Here is a 24,906-nt window from a genome sequence, read left to right on the forward strand (position 1 = left end):
ATTATTTTTTAAAGTTTTTTACTCCTTCTTTTAACCAATTGTAATAACTTAATTTATCAGTATACTGCTGTGGTGAGTTTAACACTTCTAAATCTGGACTTAACTGAACATAAAATGGTTGTGAAGCATTTTTAAAGTTTACTGTTTGTAATGTTGCCCATTTTTCACCATAAGTTCTAATTTTCTTAATTTTCCCATTAGGTTTAACAAAATCAAACTGTTGATCTGCTGGTAAAGTATTTTCGTTATCATCTACATATAAAGAAATTAAAACATAATCATCTTTTAAAGTATTGTAAATATTAGTTTCACTCCAAACATTTTCTTCCATCTTACGACAGTTCACACAAGCCCAACCTGTGAAGTCTAATAATACAGGTTTGTTTACGGATTTTGCATAAGCCATTCCCTCATCAAAATCTTTAAAACAATTTAAAGCTAAAGGACATTTATTGTCTTGTAATTCGTAAATACTATAAAATTGCGGAGGAGCAAATCCACTTAATAAATTTTGATTCCATACTGGTTTTTGTGTAACACCTGGTGCCATATAAACAGCAAAACCTAAAACTGCTAAACCTAAAATAATTCGTAAACCTGATACTCTTCTTACTTTTTCTCCTCCAGGGAATTTAATTACTCCAAACATAAATAATGCTGCTAAAACAGTAATTAAAATCCAGATTCCGATAAATATTTCTCTTTTTAAGAAATTCCACTGACCTACTAAATCTGCGTTTGATAAGAATTTAAATGCTAAAGCTAATTCTATAAATCCTAACATTACAGTAATAGCCTTCATCCAAAAACCAGATTTAGGTAGTGCACTTAATAATTTCGGGAAAAGAGCAAAGAATGCAAAAGGTAAAGCTAAAGCTAAACCAAATCCTCCCATACCTGCTGTCAATTGCATTGGACCTCCATCTGAAGTTAAAGAACCTGCTAATAAAGAACCTAAAATCGGCCCAGTACAAGAGAACGATACAATTGCCAAAGTAACAGCCATGAAGAAAATACCAATAATACCACCTATACCAGAAGCACTATCTGCTTTATTTCCCCATGAACTTGGTAATGTAATTGAATAAAACCCAAAGAAAGAACCTGCAAAAAATACTAAAACGATAAAGAAAAATATGTTCAACCACATATTTGTAGAAATCGTATTTAATATTTCTGGATCTAAACTATCTGCGAAGTGGAATGGTAAACTTAAAGCTACATAAATAGCTACAATAAAGAAACCATATAAAATTGAGTTTGTAACTCCTTTAGCTTTTTTCTCAGCTTGTTTTGTAAAGAAAGAAACAGTTAAAGGTATTAATGGAAATACACAAGGTGTTAAGAAAGCTATTAGTCCTCCTAAGAAACCTAATAAGAAAATATTTAACAAATTTCCTTTCCCTTCATCCGTAGTTCCATTTGAGATGTCTGTATTTAACAACTCTTTATTCTTTAAATCTAAAGTTAATGAATTTGTTAAAGCTTTACTATTATCATCAACAGTGGCAACTGTTTCAACAACTTTACCTCCATTCAAAGAAAAAGTAAAATCATTATCATAAGGTAAACAGAACTCTTTACAAACTTGCGCATCTATATTAAGTGATACTTGAGTTAAAGATGTATCATCTAACTTTATGCGTTGTGTAAGAGTAGCTTCTTCTGCAAAAAAGATTTCGTCTACTCCCCATATTTCGCTATACTCTGTTATTGTCTCACTTTCAACAGCTTTACCAACTAAAGTATATCCTTCATCACCTACTGACGGTTTTATCGTCATTGGTAATGATGCATCCTTTGGATTGTACTGCGAATAAAGGTGCCAATCATCTTCAATAAAAATAGTGAAAATTAAATCGTACTCAGTATCTGAGATTTTTTTTACAGAGGTTTCTACTTCTAGGGGATCATCTTGTGCAAAAGACGCAAATGAGAATCCTAGAATAAATAAAAATAGGGTAAAAACTCTTTTCATTGTCATTGGGGTTATTTTAAATACTTATTTTTAATACATCTTTTGAAGAAATTGAAGGAACAAATCTTCTGTCTTGCCTTTTTCCAACAATCCAAACGATCTCATTTTTCTGATTACAAAGCAGCCAAATTCTCTCTTTCTCAAACTTTGACAACTTTTCATCTTTAAAAAACTTACTTACTTTTTTCTTCCCTTTCATCCCTGTAGGGTAGAAAAAATCTCCAACTTCCCATTTCCTTATTATCATCGGGAAAGTTACTAAATTTTTGTTAACTAAAATAGATTTTTTATTTACAGCTTCATTTTTCGTGTTTTTTTCAACGCTTATAGAAAACTCATTATTGACTTTATATGTTCCTAAATTTATTTCATAACTTCTTTTTGAATCTTTATTTAACTTGCGTTTTTGGAGTAATAAAAAATCTCTATCCCTAAGTATTTCATGGGTTTTAGAAGAAATAACTTTCCCAGTCTGAGATTTTAACAAGTCCTTAACATTATTCCATTCTGTGAAATTAAATTCCTTTAATAAATGATATAAATAAGTTTTTGGATTTGACAAATTTAACACTTTTGATATGTTAATTTTTATAAAATCGCCATCTTTCTCTATTAAATCTTCTGAAACTTCTCTTATTTTATCGTCAATTATACTTTTACTCTCTGATAAATTTTTTGATACTTTCCCAAAAGTGTTTAAAATATTAGGTTCTATCTCTTTTAAAACTGGAATAAGGCTATGTCTAATTTTATTTCTCAAGTATTTTTGTTCTGCATTACTAGCATCTTCTCTCCATCTTATCTCTTTTTTTAATGCATATTTTTCTATTTCCTCCCTAGAAAACTTTAATAATGGTCTCAGTATATTCTCATTCTTTTTAGGAATACCAATTAACCCATCTATACCTGAGCCTCTAGTTAAATTTATAAAAAAAGTTTCCAGATTATCATCTGCATGATGTGCTGTTAATACATAAGAAAAGTTTCTTTTTTTAATTAATTTATTAAACCAATTGTAACGAAGTTCTCTTGCTGCAATTTGAATTGATGTTTTTTGTTCTTTAGAATAGTTTTCTGTTTTGAAAGATTCTGTAAAAACTTCAACTTGTAAGGTACTTCCAAGAGTTTTGACAAAATCTTCATCTTCATCACTTTCCTCTCCTCTTAATTTGAAATTACAATGCGCAATAGCAAAACTATATTTTAAAGCATGAAATAGATAACATAAAACAACACTATCTATTCCTCCTGATACTGCTATTAAAAAACGTTTCTCTTTTAAAAAAGAAAAGTTATCTTCTATATGAAGTTTAAAATCTTGTAACACTTATTTTAAATAAATTACACCTGAGTTTTTAACCAAGTAATAATATCTTGAATTACTTGATCTTTACAAAAATCATTATGCAATTCATGATAAGCTTCTTCATATAATTTTAAAGAGACTATTGTATTATTCTTTGAAAACTCTTCACTTCCCAGATAACTAATTAACTTATCCTCTTTTCCGTGAAGCAATAAAGCAGGCTTTTTTAACTTAGATGCATTTTCAATTGCATAAATTCCTTTTTCTATAAAAGCTAAAGAAAAATTAGGACTTACTCTAGAATGCACTAAAGGATCGTCTTTATACCGTTTTACTTCTTTAATATCTCTAGATATAAAATTAGGATCTACCTCATTATCTAAAGTTAATGAAGGTGCTATCTTTTGAACTAATTTTCCTAAAGACAATTTCCATTTTGGAGGCTCAAATGCTAGCTTTAAAAACGGACTAGTTGCAACAACTCCTTTAATATTATTTGTAGAAGAAATCATGTAGTTTAAAACTGCATTCCCTCCCATTGAATGGCCATAAAGAAACATAGGATAATCGCCTAATACCTCTTCCGTTTTCTTTATAAATGCTGTGATACTATTCATAACTGCATTATAACCTGGATTATGACCTCTCTTACCTTTTGTTTTTCCATGGCCATAATGATCGAAAGCAATAACAGCAAAATCATACTTTATCAATTCTTCTGCAACATGAGAAAACCTTCCCGAGTGTTCACCTAATCCGTGAAGAATAATAACTGATGCTTTATAATTCTGAGGTTTCCAGTATTGGCCAAAAAACTCGGTTTCGTTGTGCTTAAATTGAATTGTACTATGCATTCTTAATTACTATTGGTATTTTGTGTTAATACTTGTTTCATTGCTTTTGCCTTTAACAGACATTCTTCATATTCTTTTTCTGGTACAGACTTCGCTGTAATAGCTCCTCCTACGGAATAAGATACATATTTTTTATCAGAATTATATAAAATACTGCGTATCACCACATTAAAATCGAAATCACCTTCTGGAGTAAAATACCCAAAAGCTCCGGAGTATAATCCTCTTTTTGTTTCTTCTAACTTTTCTATAATTTCCATGGCAGAAATTTTGGGCGCGCCTGTCATACTTCCCATTGGAAAAGTCTCTTTAATTATATCTACAGGATGAACATCTTTATTAATTTCTGAAACAACAGTTGATATTAATTGATGTACTTGTTTAAAAGAATATACTTTACAGAGTTCTTCAACTTTTACTGATCCTTTTTTAGCCAATCTTGATAAATCATTTCTAACCAAATCGACAATCATAATATTTTCCGATCGTTCTTTTTCATCTCTAGCCAAATCAAAAGCTATTTTATCATCTTCGATAGAATTAACCATTCTTTTAGCTGTTCCTTTTATAGGTTGAGAAATAATTTTACTTCCTTCTTTTCTCAAATAACGTTCAGGAGAAGCAGACAATAAAAACAATTCTTCATGTTTAAAAAATGTTGCAAAGGGTGGTTCGGAAATTGTATTCAAATTTCTGTAAATCGAATATGGATCGATATTCACATTTTCAGCATAAAATTCTTGACAAAAATTTGCTTCATAAATATCTCCCCTATGTATATGTTTTAATATCTGATCTAATTTTGAAAAATATTCATCTTTATGAATTCGAAGCTTAATTTTTACTGGTGATTTTTCATCTTTTGACTGATCCGATTTTACCGATAAACTAGCCCCTAAAATACTTTCAAAATCATCTTCTATTTCATCATCAAAAGCATTCAAATATAAAAACTTAGCCTCATTTCCTTTTATTGAAATAATCTTTTGAGGTTGAAAGAAATAAATATCTGGAAAAGCTAAACCATCATAATTATTTGAATACAGTTTCTCTACATCATTCTTAACATCATACGACAAATATCCAAACAAATAATCTTTACTATAAGATTGATATTCTTTTAACTTCTCTAAAGCATTATAATAATCTGTTTTTATAGATGTAAATTCTTCTACAGCCAATACACAATCAAAACTCGAGTATTGTTGCTTGTAATTATTGCTATCTAAAAAAACGACAGTTTCATGGGTTTGCCCCCATTTTAACAGTTTTTTCTTGAAATCTTCTATATTTTCAAGGAAAAAGGTATGTTCAGTTCTCAAAAACATTGGACAAAAATAGTAAATGAGAATTATTATTTCATTACATTTTTTAACCTAACCATCCTTCTCTATCTAAGCTTCTGTACTGAATGGCTTCAGCAATATGATTTTCAATTACATCTACAGAATTATCTAAATCAGCAATTGTTCTAGCTACTTTTAAAATACGATCGTAAGCTCTAGCAGATAAATTTAATTGTTCCATAGCTGTTTTTAATAATTTTTTTGAACTTTCATTCAATTTGCAATACTCTCGTATTTGTTTTGTATTCATTTGAGCGTTATAATGTACATTTTCTAAAGATTGAAATCTCTTTGTTTGGATTGCTCTAGCTGCTGTGACTCTTTCTCTTATGATTAGTGAAGATTCACCTCTTTTGGTGTCTGAAAGTTTTTCGAAAGGGACTGGGTTTACTTCAATATGTAAATCTATTCGATCTAATAAAGGACCAGAAATTTTACTTAAATATCGTTGCATTTCAAGAGGTGAAGAATGTATTACATTGTCAGTATCATTAAAGTAACCACCAGGACTAGGATTCATACTTGCAACCAACATAAAAGAAGAAGGATAAGTCACTGTAAATCTAGCTCTAGAAATTGTTACTTCTCGATCTTCAAGTGGTTGACGCATTACTTCTAAAACACTTCTTTTAAATTCTGGTAATTCATCTAAAAATAGCACACCATTATGAGACAATGAAATTTCTCCTGGTTGAGGATAAGAACCTCCACCTACTAAAGCAACATCTGAAATCGTATGATGAGGATTTCTAAAAGGGCGATCTAACATTAAGCCAGAATTAACCACTTTACCTACTACAGAATGAATTTTAGTAGTCTCTAAAGCTTCATCCAAAGTCATAGGAGGAAGAATAGATGATAGTCTTTTACTTAACATTGTTTTACCTGAACCTGGCGGACCTATCAATATTATATTGTGTCCTCCAGCTGCTGCTATTTCCATACAACGTTTAATACTTTCCTGACCTTTAACATCAGCAAAATCAAACTCAGGGTTTTCTAATTGATCGCTGTATTCTTTTTCTATGTCAATTAAAGTCTCTGTAAGTTCATTCTCTTTATCAAAAAAACCGATAACTTCTTTCATATTCTGAACACCATAAATATTCAACCCATTAACAACAGCCGCTTCTTTTGCATTTTGTAATGGTAGAATGAAACCTTTAAAACCTTCTTCTTTGGCTTTTATAGCAATTGGTAAAACTCCTTTAATAGGTTGTAAACTTCCATCTAGAGACAACTCTCCCATTATTAGATAATCGCTAATCTTATCTGCTTTTATTTGATTTGACGCAGCTAAAATACCTATAGCTAAAGTTAAATCATAAGCAGAACCTTCTTTTCTAAGATCTGCAGGCGCCATATTAATTGTAATTTTTTTACCAGGGATTTTGTAACCTATATTTTGTAATGCTGCTGCAATTCTAAAATTACTTTCTTTAATAGCATTATCAGGTAAGCCTACCAAATGATAACCTATTCCTTTATCTATATTTACTTCAACGGTAATAGTGGTAGCATCAACTCCGAACAGAGCTGATCCAAAAACTTTAACTAGCATATTTTTTTCTTTAACAATTTTAGATAAAGAAAATAATTTTCTTTTAAACCAGCAAATACTTAATTTACACAAAAAAAAAGCGCGATATAATCGCGCTTTAATTTTATAATCTTTATTTGGATAAAGTGTAAAATAATCCCCCAATTCTTTTACTAGTTTTTCCCGTAAGAAATCACAAATATTAGATTATATACACAAAGTTAAGTTACTTTTGTTCTTATTAACTTCAATAATGTTACAATTTTAAAAAAAACACACAAGCCTTTAAAAAACAAAAACTTAACCCTAATTACTTTAAAAATGTTACAAAAAAAGTATAATTCTAGTTAGTTTTTCCCTTTTTATATTTTTTAGGCGTGTCTCCATACTTAGCTTTAAATGCTGTAGAAAAGTAATTTGGAGAAGAAAACCCTACTGAATAAGCTATATCTGCTATACTTAACGAATTATCTGTTAACAACATTTCTTTTCCTTTTTCTAATCTAATATTCTGAATATAATCGCTAATTGTAATTCCTAACAAAGCTTTAATCTTTCTATATAATTGTACTCTAGAAATATTTAATTCATCTGCTAGAACTTCAACAGTAAAAGAAGAATCATCTATATTTGATTCGATTAAATTATCTATTTTATTTATAAAATCAGACTCTTTGTCTTTTATTTTTCTTTTTTGTTCTTTAGTTTTTTCTTCTTTTAAATTCTTTGTATTTTCTTTAAAATACTTTTGAAGTTTTTTACGATTATATAATAATGTTTCTACTGATTGAAATAATACTGATAAATTAAATGGCTTAGTTAAAAACATATCTACACCAGATTTTAAGCCTCTTAAATGTGCTTCATCTGTTTTTAACGCCGTTAAAATTAAAACTGGAATATGTGATGTTCTTTCATCTTTCTTTACCATTTCACAGATTTCAAAACCATTTATCTCTGGTAAATTCACATCACTTATAATCACATCTGGAATAGTTTCCAATATTTTATCTTTAACCCTTATACCATCGGAATCATAAACCTCATAAAATTCAGATAATTTATCTTTTAAAAACTCTCTTAAATCATTATTATCTTCAATTATTAACAACCTCTCTTTTTCTGCGCTTGATTTCTTTAAATTAAAATCAACTACTTCTATAAAATCTTTTTTTTGTACTTGAATTTCTTTTAAATCTAAATTAACTACTTCTTCCTTTTTCAAATGTGTTTTTCCTTTTGGAATAGAAATAACAAATTCAGCTCCTTTATCCTTATCTGAAATCACCCTGACATCTCCTTTATGGAGTTTTATATATTCTTTTGTTAAAAACAAACCTATTCCGGAACTAGACTTTTGATTATTGGTACCTTGATAAAACTGATTAAATATTTTTTCTTTTTCAGTACTAGGTATCCCAATACCTGTATCCTTAATAGAAATAAAGAATTTATTAATTGTGTCTTCAATACCAACTTCTATTTTACCTCCTATAGGAGTAAATTTAAACGCATTTGAAAGTAAATTGAACAATATATTATCAAATAAATCTCTATCAATAAAAACCTCTGATTCATTAATTTTTACTTTTAATGAAAAATCTATCTTTTTTTTGTTTGCTTCACTGTTAAATTCTGAAAATATTGAAGTAACAAAAGATTCTATATTAGTTTTAGAAGCTTTTAGCTTAAAACTTCTACTTTCTACTCTTCTAAAATCTAATAATTGATTTATCATTCTTAAAAGTCTTCTAGAGTTATTATAAATCAAATTGAACTCATTAGATTTTTGCTGACTTTCTGACCCTATTAATGATTCTGTAGAAGATAATATTAATGAAATAGGAGTTTTAAAATCATGTGAAACCCCCATAAAAAAGTTATTTGTAGTTTCATTGGTTATTCTTAAGTCTTCTGCTATTTTCTCAATTTCTTTTTTCTGTTTGTCTATTTGATCAATTAATTTCACCAATAATCTTTTTTGCTGTATCAGTTTTTTTCTTGCCAATAATGAAATAACCAATAACGTTATTATTATTGCTAAGAAAATTAATGTCGCTATTAAAAAATCACGTTGAGAATTATACAGTTTAATTTGTTCATTAATTTTTAACTGTTGTCTTTCTATATCTGACTCATGATCTTTAATAAGACTTAATTGTCTACTTAACAATTCTACATTGGTTGCATCAACTATAACAGATGGTAATAATAATTCAGATTTCACTTCAACACCTCTTATAAAGTTCATTGCGACTTGTATAGCCTCTTTCCCTCCTGTTGGACTTAAAATTGTTGCTTCAAAAATCTCTCTTTTAACTAAATCTAGTCCTTCATTTTCGGAGTTTAAACCTCCGACTCCAATAAACTTTACATCTTTGTGTTTTGATGATTTAAAAATATTATAAGCCTTAAGTGCTAAATCATCAGAGTGTGCAAAAACATAATCAATCTGTTCGATTTCATTTAACAAATTCTCTAGCTTTTCTTCAATCCCAGACCCATCATAACTATCTTGAACAGAACCTACAAATTCTAAATCATCATCATCTTTAATTTTTTTTCTAAATCCTAAACTAATATGTTTTGTTGGAGTTGTTCCTGCCCAGCCTTTAATTTCTAAAATTTTAATTTTTTTCTTTAATGATTTCAAGTATTTTGCTGCATTAACTCCAACTTCATAATTATCTACTCCAATAAAAGAATCATAAACATCAATTTTTCTATCTAAAACAATTACAGGTATCTTACTTTTTACAGCTTTTTTAATAATTGGCTTTAGAGGTTTTGGAGCAATTGGTGACACTATAATAACATCAACCTTTTCTTTTATAAAATTTTCGATATCCGAAATTTGCTTGTCTACATCAGCTTTAGAATCTGATACACTTAAAACAATGTTTTTATGAAAACCTGTTTCTATATTCATTGACTGAACAACAGCATTTTTCCTATTTTCACTAGAAGAAAACTGTGAAAATCCAATTATGTTCTTTTTTTGAATCTTAGAATCGTTACAACCAATATGCACCAATATAAGTAACAAAAAAAATAGTATGTTCTTAACTTCCCCCAACTACTACTATTTTAATTTTTAATACACTAACTTAAAAAATAAAAAAAAAACGCAAAGTAAGCTTACTTATCGTAGTCTTATTTGCGTTTTTCATTTGTACGGGTGAAGGGAGTCGAACCCCCACGCCTTTCGGCACTAGATCCTAAGTCTAGCGTGTCTACCAATTCCACCACACCCGCTAATACTAAAATTTGGTGTGCAAATATACACAAACTATTCAAATCTCAAACTTAAAAACGCGTATTTCTAAAATTTTCTTTTTTTATTCTAGTAATTTACTCTTTTACAAACTTGTTCTTAATTATTTTTTCTAGAAAAAAAGTAACTTAGCATAAATAATTAAAGACATAATGCACACCGTTAAAGAATATATTGAAAAAAATAAGAAACGTTTTATTGATGAACTTATTGATCTTTTAAAAATCCCTTCTATAAGTGCTGACACAGCTTTTTCTCAGGATGTTTTAAACACTGCTGATTCTATTATGAAGTCTCTTAAGGAAGCTGGATGCGATAAAGTAGAATTATGTGAAACACCTGGATACCCTATTATTTATGGTGAAAAAATAATTGATACTAATTTACCTACAGTTTTAGTTTACGGACATTATGATGTTCAACCAGCAGATCCATTAGAGTTATGGGATTCTCCTCCTTTTGAGCCAGTTATCAAGAAAACAGAACTTCATCCAGAAGGAGCAATTTTTGCCAGAGGAGCTTGTGATGACAAGGGTCAAATGTACATGCATGTAAAAGCATTAGAATACATGACTTCTGAAGGAAATTTACCTTGTAATGTTAAATTTATGATTGAAGGTGAAGAAGAAGTTGGTTCTGAAAGTTTAGCTTGGTTTGTTCCTAGAAATGTTGAAAAACTAGCCAATGATGTCATCTTGATTTCTGATACTGGAATGATAGCTAACGATATACCTTCTATAACTACTGGATTAAGAGGACTTAGTTATGTGGAAGTTGAAATAACTGGGCCAAATCGTGATTTACATTCTGGTTTATATGGTGGTGCTGTAGCTAATCCTATCAATATTTTAACTAAAATGATTGCTTCATTACATGATGAAAACAATCATATTACTATACCTGGGTTTTACGATAAAGTTGAAGAACTTTCTCAAGAGGAAAGAAATGAAATGGCCAAAGCTCCTTTCTCTTTAGAAGAATATAAAAATGCTTTAAACATAGATGATGTATATGGAGAAAAAGGATATACTACCAATGAAAGAAACTCTATAAGACCAACTTTAGATGTTAATGGAATTTGGGGAGGTTATATTGGTGAAGGAGCAAAAACGGTTATCGCTTCTAAAGCTTATGCTAAAATATCTATGCGTTTAGTTCCTAATCAAGATTGGGAAGAAATAACAACATTATTTAAGTCTCACTTTGAAAGTATCGCCCCAGACAGTGTTAAAGTAAAAGTAACTCCTCATCATGGAGGGCAAGGCTATGTTACTCCTATAGATAGTATTGGTTACCAAGCAGCAAGTAAAGCATATCAAGAAACTTTTGGAGTTACTCCAATACCTCAACGAAGTGGAGGAAGCATTCCAATTGTAGCTTTATTTGAGCAGGAATTAAAAAGCAAAACTATTTTAATGGGATTCGGATTAAACTCCGATGCAATTCACTCTCCTAATGAACATTTTGGAATATGGAATTATCTAAAAGGTATTGAAACTATACCTTATTTTTACAAATATTTCAGCGAATTACACAAATAGCATTTAAAACCCCTTTTTGGGGTTTTATTTTTTTTATTAAATTCGCACCCAAAAAACACTATGAAAAAACTTACTCTTCTTATAATCTGCTTTTTACAATTAAGTATAACAGCACAAGATACTGAATTATCGATACTAACTATACCTGCTGAATTAACAAAAGATGCTAATGCTGTAATACGTGAAAACTACATTGAAGTTAACATTGAAAATTCAAACAGAATGACTGTATACAAAAAAAGGGTTGTTACTGTTTTAAACAAAGAAGGAAATAGCGAAATTGACACTTATGCAAATTATGATGACGACACAAAAATCACTAAACTTTCTGCTAAAGTTTATGATAAATTCGGAAAAGAAATAAAAAAATACAGTAAAGGAAAGTTTATAGACATAAGTGCTGTTGATGGAGGAACTTTATACTCTGATGCTCGTATGAAATACATCAACTACACCCCTATTCAATATCCATACACTGTTGTTTTTGAATCTGAATATTCGACATCTTCTACAGGTTTTATTCCAAGATGGTATCCAATAGGTTCATTTTACACTGCTATTCAAAAAGCTGAATATAAAATTAACAATCCTAAAAACTTAACCTTAAGAAAAAAAGAGAAGAATTTTTCTGGCTACCCAATAGAAAAAGTTTCAGAAAACCAAATCCACTATAAAATAGCAAACCAACCTGCTACTGAATATGAAAGAAGTACAGTTGGTTTTTCTGATCTGTTTCCTTCATTAATGGTTGCTTTAGATCAATTTACTTTAAAAGGTGTTTCAGGTGGCGGATCTAACTGGAATGAATTTGGGAAATGGATGGACAGCAAACTTTTAAATGATAAAATAGTTCTTACTCCTGCTACCATTGCAAAAGCTAAGGACCTTATTAAAGGTTTTGATAATGACATCGATAAAGCCAAAGCCATTTACAACTATATGCAGAACAAAACTAGATATATTAGTGTACAAGTTGGAATTGGTGGATGGGAACCTATTTCTGCTGAAGAAGTAGATAAATTAGGTTATGGAGATTGTAAAGGCTTAACTAATTACACCAAAGCTTTACTGAATGCTGTAGGTGTTGAAGCTAATTATAGTGTTGTTTATGCTAAAGAACGTAGAGACATTGATAAAGACTTTACATCTATGCAAGGTAATCATGTAATTTTAAATATTCCTAATAACAATGGAGAAGATATTTGGTTAGAATGTACTAGTCAAACTATGCCGTTTGGTTTTTTAGGTGATTTTACAGATGATCGTGATGTTTTAGTAATTACTACAGAAGGCGGTGTTATTAAAAGAACTCCTGCTTATAAAAATGATTTTAATTCACAACACACTTCTGCTAATATTATTTTAAATTCTAATGGAAGTTTATCTGGTAAAATTGATATCACATCGAAAGGAATTCAATATGACAGTAAACAAGCTCTAGATAAGAAATCTAAAAGTGATTTAGAAAAGTATTACTTATCTAATCTTTGGGATTACAACAATAACATGAGCATAAATAAAATCGACATCAATAACGATAAAGACAATATTGTTTTTAATGAAAAATTAGATGTCGCCATTAATGATTATGCTACTTTGAACGGAAATGAATTTTTATTTAGAGTTAATGTTTTCAACAGAAACTCTTACATCCCAAAACGATATAGAAACAGAAAACTTCCTTTACAAATAGAAAGAGGTTTTAAAGACACAGATAAATACACTATAACAATTCCTGAAGGTTTTAGCATACAACAACTTCCTGAAGAAAAAACTATCAGTAATAAATTTGGAGAATATAAAACATCAATAAAAAAGATCGATGATAAAACCTTAGAATACAATAAATCGATTTTAATAAAAGAAGGAACTTATCCTAAAGAAGATTATAAATTATATAGGAAATTCAGAAAAAGTATCACAAAATTAGAAAATGCGAGAATTGCTATTTACAAAAACTAACTTATCAATACTATGAAAAACTTAATTTTATCTACGCTATTTTTAATAGCTTTTACAAGTAAAAATTTTGCCCAAGAAATAAAATTTGGAAAAGTCTCTAAAGAAGTCATTCTACAAAAAGAACACCAGAAAGACTCTACAGCTACAGCAGCTTATCTTTACAACAAAAGAAGAACCGCTTATTTGTACGATCAAAACAATGGTTTTATGATGACTACTGATATTCACAAAAGAATAAAAGTGTACTCTAAAGATGCTTTAGAGAAAGGTACTTTTTTAATTACTCTTTATAATAATGGAAGTACAAGAGAAAAAATCATTAAAATAAAGGGATACGCTTTTAACAATGAAAACGGAAAAATTGTAAAAACAAAATTGAAAAGTTCTCACCAATTTAAAGAAAAAATAAATGATAATTTCACTTCTGTAAAAATTGTATTCCCAGATGTAAAAGAAGGAACTGTTATCGACTTAATGTATACGGTTACTTCTCCTTTTATCACAAGTATCGATCCTGTGAATTTTCAATATGACATTCCTGTTGATCTTTTAGATGTTTCTATAGAAACTCCAGAATACTTCAATTTTAGAAAAGCTTCTAAAGGATATTACGCAGTTCCTGTACAGTCGTCTCGTAAAAGAGGAAAAATTAACATTACGTCAAAATCTAGATCTGAAGGAATTGTTAGAACGAGTTTTAGCAACTCTTCTATTGATTACACGAAAAATGTAGACCATTATAATGCTAAAGATATTCCAGCATTAAAAGATTCTGAACCTTTTGTTTCTAATATTAACAACTACAGAGGTGGTATTAAATACGAATTATCTTTTGTAAGAATGCCCGATAGCTCTCCTAAATATTATGCAACAAGTTGGGAAGATGTAAGTAAGAAAATTTATTCATACAGCAGTTTTGGAAACGAATTAAATAAATCTAGCTACTATAAGGATGAATTAGCTGCTGCACTTGGTACAGCTAAAAACGAATACGAAAAACTTGGAGCTATTTTCCAACTTGTAAAATCAAAAGTTAAATGGAATGGGAACTATAATAAATACACAGAATTAGGAGTTAAAAAAGCTTATAAAGATGGAGTAGGGAACGCTGCTGACATCAACTTAATGTTAACTTCAATGTTAAGAAGCGCTGGATTAAATGCTAATCCTGTTTTAGTGAGTTCTCGTTCTAATGGAGTTCCTATTTTCCCTACTTTAGATGGCTTTAACTATGTAATTAGCATGGTAGAATTTGCTAATGGAAAATATGCTCTTTTAGATGCTACAGAACCTTATTCTTTACCAAATTCTTTACCTGTAAGAGCTTTAAATTGGAATGGTAGAAAAGTACTACAGAATGGAACTTCTTCATGGGTAAAATTAAGTTCTTCTTCTCATTCTACTGAAGAAAACAAAGTAAAATTAACTATCGAAGACGATGGAACTTGCTCTGGTTTTGTAATACAATCGAAAACAAAACTAAGCGCTATGCAAAGTAGAAAACGTTATAACCACTTAAAAGAAGATGAACTAATTTCTAAGTTTGAAGAAAATTACAATATAGAAATCGATGACTTTAAAAGTAGAAATGAAAAAAATATTGGAAAGCCATTGAGCAGAATGTTTAAGTTTTCTTCCGAAGACTTAGTAGAAAAAATTAATGGTAAACTGTATATTAATCCACTTTTATTCTTAACAATGGAACAAAACCCATTTAAGAGTGACGAAAGAAATTTTCCAATTGATTTTGCTACACCTTGGAGTGATTCTAATAAAATTTCTATCAAAATACCAGAAGGATACAAAGTAGAATTTATACCAGAACAATTAGCTATTGGTATTCCTGATGATCTTGGCTTTTTTAAATTTATGGTAACAGAAGACGGGAAAACCATACAAGTAAATTCTAAATTACAATTTAACAGTGCTGTGATTTCACCAACTTACTACCCTACAGTTAAAGACTTCTTTAAACAATTAGTAGCGAAACAAAACGAGAAAATCATCATTTCAAAGCAATAGATATTTTCATGAAATATATATCAAGATTATTTCTACTTTTTTTAAGTCTATATGCTAATTCCCAAACTGGTGATATTCAAAAATTGGGTTTAACAGATTTAAAAGAAGTAGAAATGTCTTTTTATCAAAAAGATTCTACTGCCAAAGCTCTTGTTCTAGAAGAAAAAGGTCACGAATACATTGATCAAGAAAATGACTACTATTTTAGACGCGATGTATACAAAAGAGTTAAAATTTTTGATCAATCTGAAGTAGATAGAGCTACCATTTCTATCAATTCGTACAAGAAAGAAAAAGTTTTAAATATTAAAGCCATTTCTTATACTTCTGTAGATGGACTACTAAAAAAGATTTTTCTTTCAGACCAACATATTTACGAAAAGAAACTTTCAGAAAACTGGACTCAAACAAGCTTTACATTACCTAATGTAAAAAAAGGTTCAGTAATTGAATACACCTATAGTCTTATTTCTCCATATTCTAAACTAGATGATTGGGAATTTCAATCTGACATTCCTAAAATAAAAAGTGATTTTACTGCAACGATTTTAGGAAATTGGAAATACAACATTCGTTTGCGAGCTAATAAACCATTAGATCGCAAGAGTAATCACGTGGAAAAAGACTGCGTTCGACTTTCTAATGGTTTAAGTGGTGACTGTTTAATTTATGAATTTGGTTTTGATAATGTCCCTGCTTTTAAAGGAGAAGATTACATGCTTTCCGAAGAGAATTTTAAATCTAAAATCATCTTTGAACCTATTTCATATACAACTATAGACGGAAGAGTAAAGAAGTACACAAAAACTTGGAAAGACGCAGATAAAACTTTAAAAAATAATTTCTTTGACGGACAAACATCTAAGAAAAGTTACTTTAAAAGAAATCTACCTAAAAATCTTTTTACCAATCGAAACGATTTAGAAAGAGCCAAAGCTATTTACAAGCATATTCAATCAGAATTAAATTGGGATGGTAAACTATGGTCTAGTGATAAAATCAAAATTAGAAATGTTTACGAAGACAAAACTGGAAGTGTAGATGGTATAAATCTTTCACTATACAACGCGCTTAAAGCTGCAAAAATTGAAAGTTACTTAGTTGTTTTATCAACAAGAAAAAATGGAATTGTAACTAAACTTCATCCATCTGTTTCTGAGTTTAATTATGTGCTAGTAAAAACTGTAATTAACAATGAAGTTTATTTTTTAGACGCCACAGATAAAGATTTATTATTTGGTGAAATTCCTTTCCGCTGTTTAAACGGTGAAGGACGCGTTTTAGATTTCGACAAAGGAAGTTATTGGGAACTCATAAAACCGAAATTTAAATCTTTTATTTCTCATAACATTAACCTTAGTTTTGAAGAAGGTGGTTTAAAAGGTAAGATAGTAACTTCTCGAAGAGGCTATTATTCCTACAGTGAACGTATGAAACTTTCTTCTAAATCTGAAGATAAATACATTGAAGATTTTGAAACTAAGAATCCTTTTTTAGAAGTTGACGACTTCAACAACATTCCTACACAAGAAGGGAAAGAAACTTTTAAAACTTTTTTATCTGTTAGTATTCCTGATGTTGAAAAAGAAGATATTATTCGCTTCGTTCCTTTTGTAGTTGATCAAATAACAGAAAATCCTTTTAAATTAAACGAAAGAAATTACCCTGTAGATTTTGGTTATGCTTTTACACGCTCCTACATGATTAATATAGATGTACCAGACGGATATAGCATTAGCAAACTGCCAGAAAGTAAAGGTATTTCTTTACCAAATAAAGGAGGAAGAGTTGTATTAAATGTAAAAAGCACAGAAAATAAAATAAAGATATATTCAAAATTCTTTTTGAACAAAGCTATTTACAATCAACAAGAATATCATTATTTAAAAGAATTCTATAACAATATTATTAATATTCATGGAAGTTACATCGAGTTAAAAAGAAATTAAAAATCCGCTGAAAAGCGGATTTTTTTTATAATGAAATGTACATTGTACAACGCATCCATAATTGATTTTTATTTAATTCTCTGACAAAATCTGCAGCTCTATACTCTACTCCAAATTCTATCTTATTACGTTTGCTTAATCGATACCCTAAATTTGGCGCTAATCTTATTTCTAAATTCTCACCATTAAATTGCCATAAATATTCATTAGACAGTTTTAAATACCATTCAAAAACATCAATTTTATCTCCATTCAAAGCGCGTTGGATTGTAAATCGATATCGTCCTCTTAAATTAATCACATCATCGTAAAACTGTTCAAAAGCAAATCGATGTCCCATTTGAAATTGCTCAAGACCATGAATAATATTATAATGTTGTAACGATCTGTACTCAACTTCACCATCTTTAAATCGAAAAATGAATCCAAAATTTAACTTGTTATTCATTTCTGTTTTTAGTGAAAAAATAGTTGAGACATCAACCAAACTATGCGTCAGTTCAAATTCTTTATCATAAAAAAACTCTCTAGATTCTATACTATTCACCCATTTTATTTTAGGCGACATTTTAAATGAAGTAACAACTTTAGGTAAAACTCCCGCAGAAAAATTAGTTTGACTCGTAATCTCCCCTACAAACAAGACAAAAAAGAAAATAAAAATACTACGCATTAAAATTCTAAATTATCTGAATTCAAAACTTTAAATTCAAGTTTTTTAACAATCTCTCCTTTGCCATTCATTAAGATTTCGAATAGTTTTCGCTCCTTTCCTATTTTACCAGAAACCACAAGTTCAAAAAAACAAGTACTGTAATTCCCTTTTGTTTCAAACGCTTTAATTCTTGATAATAACTCTTTTCCTGAAAACTGAAGTTGCAATTTCTTAATCTTATATTTTGAAAAAACCGTTTGTAATCCCTTTTTAATCATTTCTTGGTCAGGTTTGCTCAAACTATTTAACCTTACTTTTATTTCAACATCTAATATTTTCCCTTTAGCATCAAACTCTAAACTATATTTTTTAGCATTGTAATACGTTTTTGCCTCAAAAGTTTTTCCGTCTTGACTTTCTTCTCCATACCATTTTACTTTCTTTTCAAACTGAAACTGCTTAAGAAATTGAACAGCAGATATTGGAACTTCTTCTACATTTAACCTAAATTCTCGCTCATATTTATACTGAGAACTCATTATAAAACAAGTAAACAAGCTTATTAAAACAACTAATTTCATATTGCAAAAATAGAAAGTTGTTACAAAAAAACACATTCTACACTTGTAGAATAAAATTTATTTTCTACATTTGTAGAACAAGTTCTAATTCTGTAGAAATGAAATTATCAAAATCTGAAGAGCAAGTAATGCAATATTTATGGAAACTAAACAAAGCTTTTATGAAAGATTTGTTATTGGAATTTCCTGATCCAAAACCTGCAAACACGACTTTAGCTACGCTTTTAAAGCGTATGAAAGACAAAGGTTTTATTGATTATAAGCTTTATGGAAAATCTAGAGAATATTTTCCTTTGGTAAAGAAAACAGATTATTTCTCTAAACATGTAAATGGTTTGATTAAAAACTTTTTTAATGATTCTGCCAGTCAGTTTGCTTCATTTTTCACTAAAGAAACCGATTTGTCTGTTGATGAATTAAAAGAATTGAGAAAGATTATAGATCATCAAATTAAAGAACAAAACAATGATTAATTACCTTCTAAAGTTTACGATTTGTCTTGGAATACTTTTGATCTTTTATCATTTTGTATTACAAAAAGAAAAGATGCACAACTTCAATCGTTTCTTTTTAATTGGAGGTTTATTGTTTTCTTTTCTGGTTCCTGAGTATACAATTTATGTAGAGCCTACATTAACTACTGAACTTATAATTCCTCAAACATTCGAAGAATCAGTTAGTGCTACCACAAGTAAAATTGATACAGAAACTAATTACTTTGATTTCAATTTACTTTTACAAACGATATACATTATTATAGTTGGTGTTTTGCTATTTCGATTCTCAAAGAATCTTTATAATATTTTTAGCCGAATTAAAAACAACAAAATCATTAGCTATTACAATGCCAAACTTGTATTGGTTGAAGATGAAATAGCTCCGCATACTTTTTGGAACTACATTTTCATTAATAAAGACGAATACCATAATGAAACTATAGAAAAAGAACTTTTTACGCATGAGCTTACTCATGTTACACAAAATCACACTTTCGATATTATTCTTATAGAACTTTTACATGCTATTTTTTGGTTTAATCCGCTTTTTATTTACCTAAAAAAAGCCATAAGATTAAATCATGAGTTTTTAGCAGACGCATCTGTTATCGATACTTACAACAATACTATTACATATCAAGAGCTTTTATTAAAGAGAAGTTCTGATTCAAAAGAATATTACTTGGCCAGTAATTTGAATTTTATTTTAACTAAAAAAAGATTACTTATGATGACTAAACAAAAATCTGGCAAAGCAATTTTGCTAAAAAAGATGAGTGTTATTCCATTGCTATGCGGACTTTTATTTTCACTTGCTGAACGGGCTGAAGCTTATAACAACCCTACTGAAATTGAAACAAAAGAGAAAACAAACTCAGAACTTTTTCTTGCTTCCGTTGAAAAAAATGGCAATGAAATTAAACTAAAATGCTATAACTGTGAAAGATGGGCAAAACTAGCTATACCTTTAAATGAAGAACATATTATTACTGATTTCGGTTTTACAAATAAAAACCGCGTATCAGGAAGTGAATATGCTTTTTCTATAAAAGCAACTGAGAATGATATTACATTTTCTGGATTGAAAAACACTGCTTGGATAAACCTTAAATTTCCACTGCTGAACGGTAAAAAACAATACCTAAATCAAAACGGAATAATTCCTTACGATGAAGCTTCTGTTGAAAAACATCTTGATAAAGAATTAAAAAAAATTAATGATCTTAATCTTGATTTCAAAGAGCAAAAAAACGATACATTACATGGTAAACTTCCTAATGGAGAAACTATAAAAATATGGGAAGACAAAGATTCTATCCCAAAAAAACGAATTGTTAATCAAAAAAAGAAGACACTTACCTACTCAACTAAAGAAGGAAAACGAATAACTAAAAAATTTTCAGAGTTAACTCCAGAAGAGAGAAAAATGTTACCACCTCCTCCACCTCCGATGAAAATTTCGAAAAACAAAGTGAGTACTAAATTGCTAAAAGAATTACAAAACACTAAGAAATATGCTATTTGGATAGATGGGAAAGTTGCTGAAAACTCGGTATTAAAAAACTATAAATCAACAGATTTCAAACATTATTCAGGAGGTTACATAAAGAAAAACGCTAGAAATAAAAAATTTCCTCAGCCGTATCAATTCTATTTAATTACTAAAGGGAACACTAAAAATTACCCAACTGTAAGAAAAGGAGATCAAACAAATATTCCACCTCCTCCTAAACCAAAAAAGAAAGAAGAAGTTTATGATGCTAACGGAGAAAAATTGTTTTTTGTAAAAAACGAGAACGGAATAAAATACTATAATCGTTTCGGACAAGAAGTAACTAAATCTGGAGAATTAATTACATCGGAAAAGAGTTCATCACCTCATGGTGCAGTAGTTAGAAAAGGTGATTCAACCAATATTCCACCTCCTCCAAAAAGAACATATCCTAAAGTTAAAAAAGGTGAAAAAAGCAATATTCCTCCACCACCAAAACCAACAAATGGAAATTATGTAGCAAGAAGAACAGTAAAAACAAAAAATAAATTATCTAGCGAACAAATTAAAAATCTTTTTAACTCAGATAATTCACCTTTAAAAGATAATGGTGAAATAACAAAGTATTATTTAGATAAAAAAGAGATTAGTAAAGAAGACTTTTTCTCCATAAAACATACTCAAATTGAAACATTACATGTCGTAAAAAACAACAATAGTAATAGATCCATTTACGTAGTAAGCAAAAAATAATTCTTGTTAAAAGCCTCTTAAAAGAGGCTTTTTTTTGTAACAAACACCAAGCTAGATCGTTATTAATAGTATGAAACGTTTCTTTCTTTTATGTTCAGGTGTAGATCTCGACCTGATACAAAATTGCTCTAATGGTGAACAAAATAAATATGCTGGTATTGGAGCTACAGTATTTTTTACTGCTTTAATGGCTACAATAGCTAGTAGTTATGCCTTATATACCGTATTTAACAATATGTATACTTCCGTATTCTTCGGAATCATTTGGGGATTGCTCATCTTTAATTTAGATCGATACATTGTTTCTACACTGATAAAAAAAGACAGTTTTATTAAAGAATTCGCACAAGCTTTCCCAAGACTTTTATTAGCTGTAATAATTGCAATTGTAATTTCTAAACCTCTGGAGTTAAAGATTTTTGAAAAAGAAATCAATCAGGTATTATTGACAGAAAAGAATCAAATGACCTTAGATAATAAAAATCAAATTGCAGCTCAGTTTACTCCTGAAATAACAAAGCTTCAAACTGAAATTTCTGATTTAAAAGAAGAAATTAATTTAAAAGAACAAGAAACCAATCAACTTTACGAAACATATATAGCTGAAGCTGAAGGAAGAAAGGGAACCAAACTAAAAGGTAAAGGTCCTGTATATAAAGAAAAAAGAGAAAAACATGATGCTTCATTGGCACAACTTTCTGAATTGAAAAAGAATAACCAAGAAAAAATCAATACTAAAGAATCAGAAATCGCTTCTTTAATTCAAAAACAAAAAGACTCTGAAACAAATTCTCAGCCAATTATTGCAAATTATGATGGATTAATGGCTCGAGTAAATGCTTTAGATCAACTTCCATGGATGCCTTCTTTATTTATTTTCTTATTGTTTTTAGCTATAGAAACATCTCCGATTTTCACAAAACTTATCAGTAGCAAAAGTGAATATGATTATAAATTAGAAAATAGAACTTCAGAGATAAGAACTTGGATTCAACAGCAGATAGATCAGAGACAAAAAATAATGGATACTGATACACATATCAACACCGAAATTTATAACGATTTAAAATCGGAAGAAGAACTTTACAACTACAAACAAAAAATGGCTCAAAACCTAATGAAATTGCAAGCAGATTCCTTTTTTGAAAACCAAAAACGTTTATTGTAAGATAGTTAAAAAATAAAGTCAAAAAAACTCTGATTTACTGAGAATTAAATCTTAAATTGCGGCTTTAATATTTAATACATTTTTTTATAATGAAACAAGGAACGGTAAAGTTCTTTAATGAATCTAAAGGTTTTGGATTTATTACAGAGTCAAATTCAGGAACAGAGTATTTTGTACATATCTCAGGACTAATAGATGAAATCAGACAAGGTGATGAAGTTGAGTTCGAACTTAAAGAAGGAAAAAAAGGATTAAACGCTGTAAGTGTTAGAGTAATTTAATATATAACAACATTTAATTTTTAAAAAGCATCTGTTTTTTCAGGTGCTTTTTTGTGTAAATAAAACTGTGAATGAGCATTTTATTCAAATAAGTTTTATAAATTTGCACACTTAAAATTCGAAATATCTTCGAGTTAAAAATTAATAGTTTAATAATCAAGGTCGTGTACCTTAAAATTTAACAAGTATGCCTGTAAAAATTCGTTTACAAAGACATGGTAAAAAAGGAAAGCCATTTTATTGGGTAGTAGCTGCTGATTCTAGAGCAAAAAGAGACGGTCGTTTCTTAGAAAAGATTGGAACTTACAACCCAAACACTAACCCTGCAACAATTAACTTAGATGTTGATGCTGCTGTAAAGTGGTTACAAAATGGAGCTCAACCAACTGACACTGCAAAAGCTCTTTTATCTTACAAAGGTGCTTTATTAAAGAACCACTTAGCTGGAGGTGTTAGAAAAGGTGCTTTAACAGAAGAGCAAGCTGAAGCTAAGTATAACGCTTGGTTAGAGGAAAAATCTGGTAAAATTGCTGGTAAAGCTGATGGTTTAGCGAAAGCTAAAGAAGATGCTAAAGCTAAAGCTTTAGAAGCTGAAAAAGCTGTTAACGAAGCTCGTATTGCTGCAAAAGCTCCTGTAGTAGATAGCGAAGATGCTGCTACTGAAGAAGGTGGAGATAGCGAAGAGTAAAAAAGTATAACGATAATGCAAACTAAAGATTGTTTTTATCTTGGTAGAATCGTTAAAAAACACAGTTTTAAAGGCGAGGTGATTATAAAGTTAGATACTGATGAACCTCATCTTTATAAAAATTTGGAATCAGTTTTTGTCGAATTAGGCAATAATCTGGTTCCTTTTTTTATAGAAAAATCATCTTTAAGTAAAAGCACGATGTTTCGTGTAAAATTTGAAGATGTAGATTCTGAAGCTGATGCAGATGCGATTATGAAAGCTGGGATTTATTTACCTCTAACTTTACTTCCAAAACTTACTGGAAATAAATTTTATTATCATGAAGTGATTGGTTTTACTATTACCGATAAAAATTTCGGTGACGTAGGAACAATTACAAACATTAATGATTCAGCTGCACAGCCTTTATTTGAAATTGACAGAGATGGAATAGAAATATTTATTCCAATGATTGACGATTTTATTATTAAAGTAGATCGCGAAAATAAAACTATAGCAGTAGAAACTCCAGAAGGACTTATTGATTTGTATTTAGCTGAATAACTATTAATTCAATTTAGTTTTCCTTTTATTTTCTTCTATTTATATAATTTAAAATATCTAATATATCTTGTTCGTCAAGATGAGAATTTTTATGCTCTGATTTGTTAGAATTCCATTCAGCATTTAAAGCTAAAACATCCGGATCTTTTTGTTCAATTAATACTTGTTCATCTTTTATATACTGAATTAACCATTCTTTTGGATATCTGTCTTTTACCCCTGGTAAAGGATGACCATCACGAGCATGGATTTTATGACAATTAGTACAACTATTTTCCCTCCATAATTTCTTCCCTTTTTCCTTTGATTGTTTTAAAGAATTAGAAACACTAACTACTTCTTCTTTTTTAGAGGTAAAATTGTTTATATTACTATCATCAATCGCTGTTTCAATTTGTACTACCCAAGCGATCATTAATACTAAGACAACTGATATTATACTACCTAAAATTATATTCCCAGATAACTTCATA

The 24,906-nt window shown here is 29.4% G+C and carries 19 protein-coding genes and 1 tRNA gene; 10 read left to right on the forward strand and 10 right to left on the reverse strand.

Features of this window, described 5'->3' with window-relative positions:
• Position 1: 1 nt before the first annotated feature.
• The 7 genes from ACSIGC_RS07135 to ACSIGC_RS07165 form a co-directional block, all read right to left on the reverse strand.
• Positions 2-1,978 carry a cytochrome c biogenesis protein CcdA gene (locus ACSIGC_RS07135; RefSeq protein ID WP_442267442.1) on the reverse strand — a complete coding sequence of 659 codons (1,977 nt, stop codon included), beginning with the start codon at positions 1,976-1,978 and terminating at the stop codon, positions 2-4.
• A gap of 16 nt (positions 1,979-1,994) precedes the next feature.
• Positions 1,995-3,305 (reverse strand): tRNA lysidine(34) synthetase TilS, encoded by a 1,311-nt coding sequence (gene tilS / locus ACSIGC_RS07140; RefSeq protein ID WP_442267443.1) that lies wholly within the window; start codon positions 3,303-3,305, stop codon positions 1,995-1,997.
• A 14-nt stretch (positions 3,306-3,319) separates the two neighbouring features.
• Positions 3,320-4,138 (reverse strand): alpha/beta hydrolase, encoded by an 819-nt coding sequence (locus ACSIGC_RS07145; RefSeq protein WP_442267444.1) that lies wholly within the window; start codon positions 4,136-4,138, stop codon positions 3,320-3,322.
• Between the two features lie 2 nt (positions 4,139-4,140).
• The gene (gene pabB, locus ACSIGC_RS07150; protein ID WP_442267445.1) at positions 4,141-5,466 is read right to left on the reverse strand and encodes an aminodeoxychorismate synthase component I; all 1,326 of its coding nucleotides are present in this window, start codon (positions 5,464-5,466) and stop codon (positions 4,141-4,143) included.
• Between the two features lie 43 nt (positions 5,467-5,509).
• Positions 5,510-7,045, reverse strand: coding sequence for a YifB family Mg chelatase-like AAA ATPase (locus tag ACSIGC_RS07155; RefSeq protein ID WP_442267446.1), 1,536 nt, complete (start codon positions 7,043-7,045; stop codon positions 5,510-5,512).
• Between the two features lie 322 nt (positions 7,046-7,367).
• On the reverse strand, positions 7,368-10,070 hold the full coding sequence (locus tag ACSIGC_RS07160) for a hybrid sensor histidine kinase/response regulator transcription factor (protein WP_442267447.1): 2,703 nt from the start codon (positions 10,068-10,070) through the stop codon (positions 7,368-7,370).
• Positions 10,071-10,197: 127 nt separating this feature from the next.
• Positions 10,198-10,279: transfer RNA gene (locus tag ACSIGC_RS07165), tRNA-Leu, on the reverse strand.
• Between the two features lie 171 nt (positions 10,280-10,450).
• On the opposite strand from ACSIGC_RS07165, the gene ACSIGC_RS07170 reads away from it, so the two are divergent.
• The 4 genes from ACSIGC_RS07170 to ACSIGC_RS07185 are packed head-to-tail and all read left to right on the forward strand — an operon-like array spanning position 10,451 to position 17,772.
• A complete protein-coding gene (locus ACSIGC_RS07170; RefSeq protein WP_442267448.1) occupies positions 10,451-11,839 on the forward strand; it encodes a dipeptidase in 1,389 nt (462 codons plus the stop codon).
• A gap of 60 nt (positions 11,840-11,899) precedes the next feature.
• A complete protein-coding gene (locus tag ACSIGC_RS07175) occupies positions 11,900-13,801 on the forward strand; it encodes a DUF3857 domain-containing protein (RefSeq protein WP_442267449.1) in 1,902 nt (633 codons plus the stop codon).
• Positions 13,802-13,813: 12 nt separating this feature from the next.
• Complete coding sequence (locus tag ACSIGC_RS07180; protein WP_442267450.1) at positions 13,814-15,823, forward strand: transglutaminase domain-containing protein; 2,010 nt, start codon at positions 13,814-13,816, stop codon at positions 15,821-15,823.
• Between the two features lie 8 nt (positions 15,824-15,831).
• Positions 15,832-17,772, forward strand: coding sequence for a hypothetical protein (locus tag ACSIGC_RS07185; RefSeq protein WP_442267451.1), 1,941 nt, complete (start codon positions 15,832-15,834; stop codon positions 17,770-17,772).
• A gap of 25 nt (positions 17,773-17,797) precedes the next feature.
• On the opposite strand, the gene ACSIGC_RS07190 is transcribed toward ACSIGC_RS07185, so the two are convergent.
• Positions 17,798-18,445, reverse strand: a complete 648-nt coding sequence (locus ACSIGC_RS07190; RefSeq protein WP_442267452.1) for a DUF2490 domain-containing protein — start codon at positions 18,443-18,445, stop codon at positions 17,798-17,800.
• The gene (locus ACSIGC_RS07195) at positions 18,445-18,966 is read right to left on the reverse strand and encodes a hypothetical protein (protein ID WP_442267453.1); all 522 of its coding nucleotides are present in this window, start codon (positions 18,964-18,966) and stop codon (positions 18,445-18,447) included. Before ACSIGC_RS07195 ends, ACSIGC_RS07190 begins: the two co-directional genes overlap by 1 nt.
• Positions 18,967-19,106: 140 nt before the next feature.
• Here ACSIGC_RS07195 and ACSIGC_RS07200 point away from each other — a divergent pair, with 140 nt between their 5' ends.
• From ACSIGC_RS07200 to rimM, 6 genes are all read left to right on the forward strand, one after another.
• On the forward strand, positions 19,107-19,481 hold the full coding sequence (locus ACSIGC_RS07200; RefSeq protein ID WP_095069754.1) for a BlaI/MecI/CopY family transcriptional regulator: 375 nt from the start codon (positions 19,107-19,109) through the stop codon (positions 19,479-19,481).
• Positions 19,482-19,554: 73 nt separating this feature from the next.
• The gene (locus tag ACSIGC_RS07205; RefSeq protein ID WP_442267454.1) at positions 19,555-21,750 is read left to right on the forward strand and encodes a M56 family metallopeptidase; all 2,196 of its coding nucleotides are present in this window, start codon (positions 19,555-19,557) and stop codon (positions 21,748-21,750) included.
• Positions 21,751-21,820: 70 nt separating this feature from the next.
• A complete protein-coding gene (locus ACSIGC_RS07210; RefSeq protein ID WP_442267455.1) occupies positions 21,821-22,918 on the forward strand; it encodes a DUF4407 domain-containing protein in 1,098 nt (365 codons plus the stop codon).
• Between the two features lie 89 nt (positions 22,919-23,007).
• On the forward strand, positions 23,008-23,199 hold the full coding sequence (locus tag ACSIGC_RS07215) for a cold-shock protein (RefSeq protein ID WP_442267456.1): 192 nt from the start codon (positions 23,008-23,010) through the stop codon (positions 23,197-23,199).
• 187 nt (positions 23,200-23,386) lie between these two features.
• Positions 23,387-23,887, forward strand: coding sequence for a 30S ribosomal protein S16 (locus ACSIGC_RS07220; protein WP_442267457.1), 501 nt, complete (start codon positions 23,387-23,389; stop codon positions 23,885-23,887).
• Positions 23,888-23,902: 15 nt separating this feature from the next.
• Positions 23,903-24,433: a ribosome maturation factor RimM gene (gene rimM, locus ACSIGC_RS07225; protein ID WP_442267458.1), complete on the forward strand. Its 531-nt coding sequence runs from the start codon at positions 23,903-23,905 to the stop codon at positions 24,431-24,433.
• A gap of 25 nt (positions 24,434-24,458) precedes the next feature.
• Here the strand turns inward: rimM and ACSIGC_RS07230 are convergent, their stop codons facing one another.
• Positions 24,459-24,905 carry a c-type cytochrome gene (locus ACSIGC_RS07230; RefSeq protein ID WP_442267459.1) on the reverse strand — a complete coding sequence of 149 codons (447 nt, stop codon included), beginning with the start codon at positions 24,903-24,905 and terminating at the stop codon, positions 24,459-24,461.
• Position 24,906: the final 1 nt, after the last annotated feature.

Source organism: Tenacibaculum aquaeponti (assembly GCF_052084715.1).
GTDB lineage: Bacteria > Bacteroidota > Bacteroidia > Flavobacteriales > Flavobacteriaceae > Polaribacter.

Coding starts and splice junctions, on each gene's coding strand:
- ACSIGC_RS07135 (WP_442267442.1), bottom strand. CDS start 1,978: ATGAAAAGAGTTTTTACCCTATTTTTATTTATTCTAGGATTCTCATTT.
- ACSIGC_RS07145 (WP_442267444.1), bottom strand. CDS start 4,138: ATGCATAGTACAATTCAATTTAAGCACAACGAAACCGAGTTTTTTGGC.
- pabB (WP_442267445.1), bottom strand. CDS start 5,466: ATGTTTTTGAGAACTGAACATACCTTTTTCCTTGAAAATATAGAAGAT.
- ACSIGC_RS07155 (WP_442267446.1), bottom strand. CDS start 7,045: ATGCTAGTTAAAGTTTTTGGATCAGCTCTGTTCGGAGTTGATGCTACC.
- ACSIGC_RS07170 (WP_442267448.1), top strand. CDS start 10,451: ATGCACACCGTTAAAGAATATATTGAAAAAAATAAGAAACGTTTTATT.
- ACSIGC_RS07175 (WP_442267449.1), top strand. CDS start 11,900: ATGAAAAAACTTACTCTTCTTATAATCTGCTTTTTACAATTAAGTATA.
- ACSIGC_RS07180 (WP_442267450.1), top strand. CDS start 13,814: ATGAAAAACTTAATTTTATCTACGCTATTTTTAATAGCTTTTACAAGT.
- ACSIGC_RS07185 (WP_442267451.1), top strand. CDS start 15,832: ATGAAATATATATCAAGATTATTTCTACTTTTTTTAAGTCTATATGCT.
- ACSIGC_RS07190 (WP_442267452.1), bottom strand. CDS start 18,445: ATGCGTAGTATTTTTATTTTCTTTTTTGTCTTGTTTGTAGGGGAGATT.
- ACSIGC_RS07195 (WP_442267453.1), bottom strand. CDS start 18,966: ATGAGTTCTCAGTATAAATATGAGCGAGAATTTAGGTTAAATGTAGAA.
- ACSIGC_RS07200 (WP_095069754.1), top strand. CDS start 19,107: ATGAAATTATCAAAATCTGAAGAGCAAGTAATGCAATATTTATGGAAA.
- ACSIGC_RS07205 (WP_442267454.1), top strand. CDS start 19,555: ATGCACAACTTCAATCGTTTCTTTTTAATTGGAGGTTTATTGTTTTCT.
- ACSIGC_RS07210 (WP_442267455.1), top strand. CDS start 21,821: ATGAAACGTTTCTTTCTTTTATGTTCAGGTGTAGATCTCGACCTGATA.
- ACSIGC_RS07215 (WP_442267456.1), top strand. CDS start 23,008: ATGAAACAAGGAACGGTAAAGTTCTTTAATGAATCTAAAGGTTTTGGA.
- ACSIGC_RS07220 (WP_442267457.1), top strand. CDS start 23,387: ATGCCTGTAAAAATTCGTTTACAAAGACATGGTAAAAAAGGAAAGCCA.
- rimM (WP_442267458.1), top strand. CDS start 23,903: ATGCAAACTAAAGATTGTTTTTATCTTGGTAGAATCGTTAAAAAACAC.
- ACSIGC_RS07230 (WP_442267459.1), bottom strand. CDS start 24,905: ATGAAGTTATCTGGGAATATAATTTTAGGTAGTATAATATCAGTTGTC.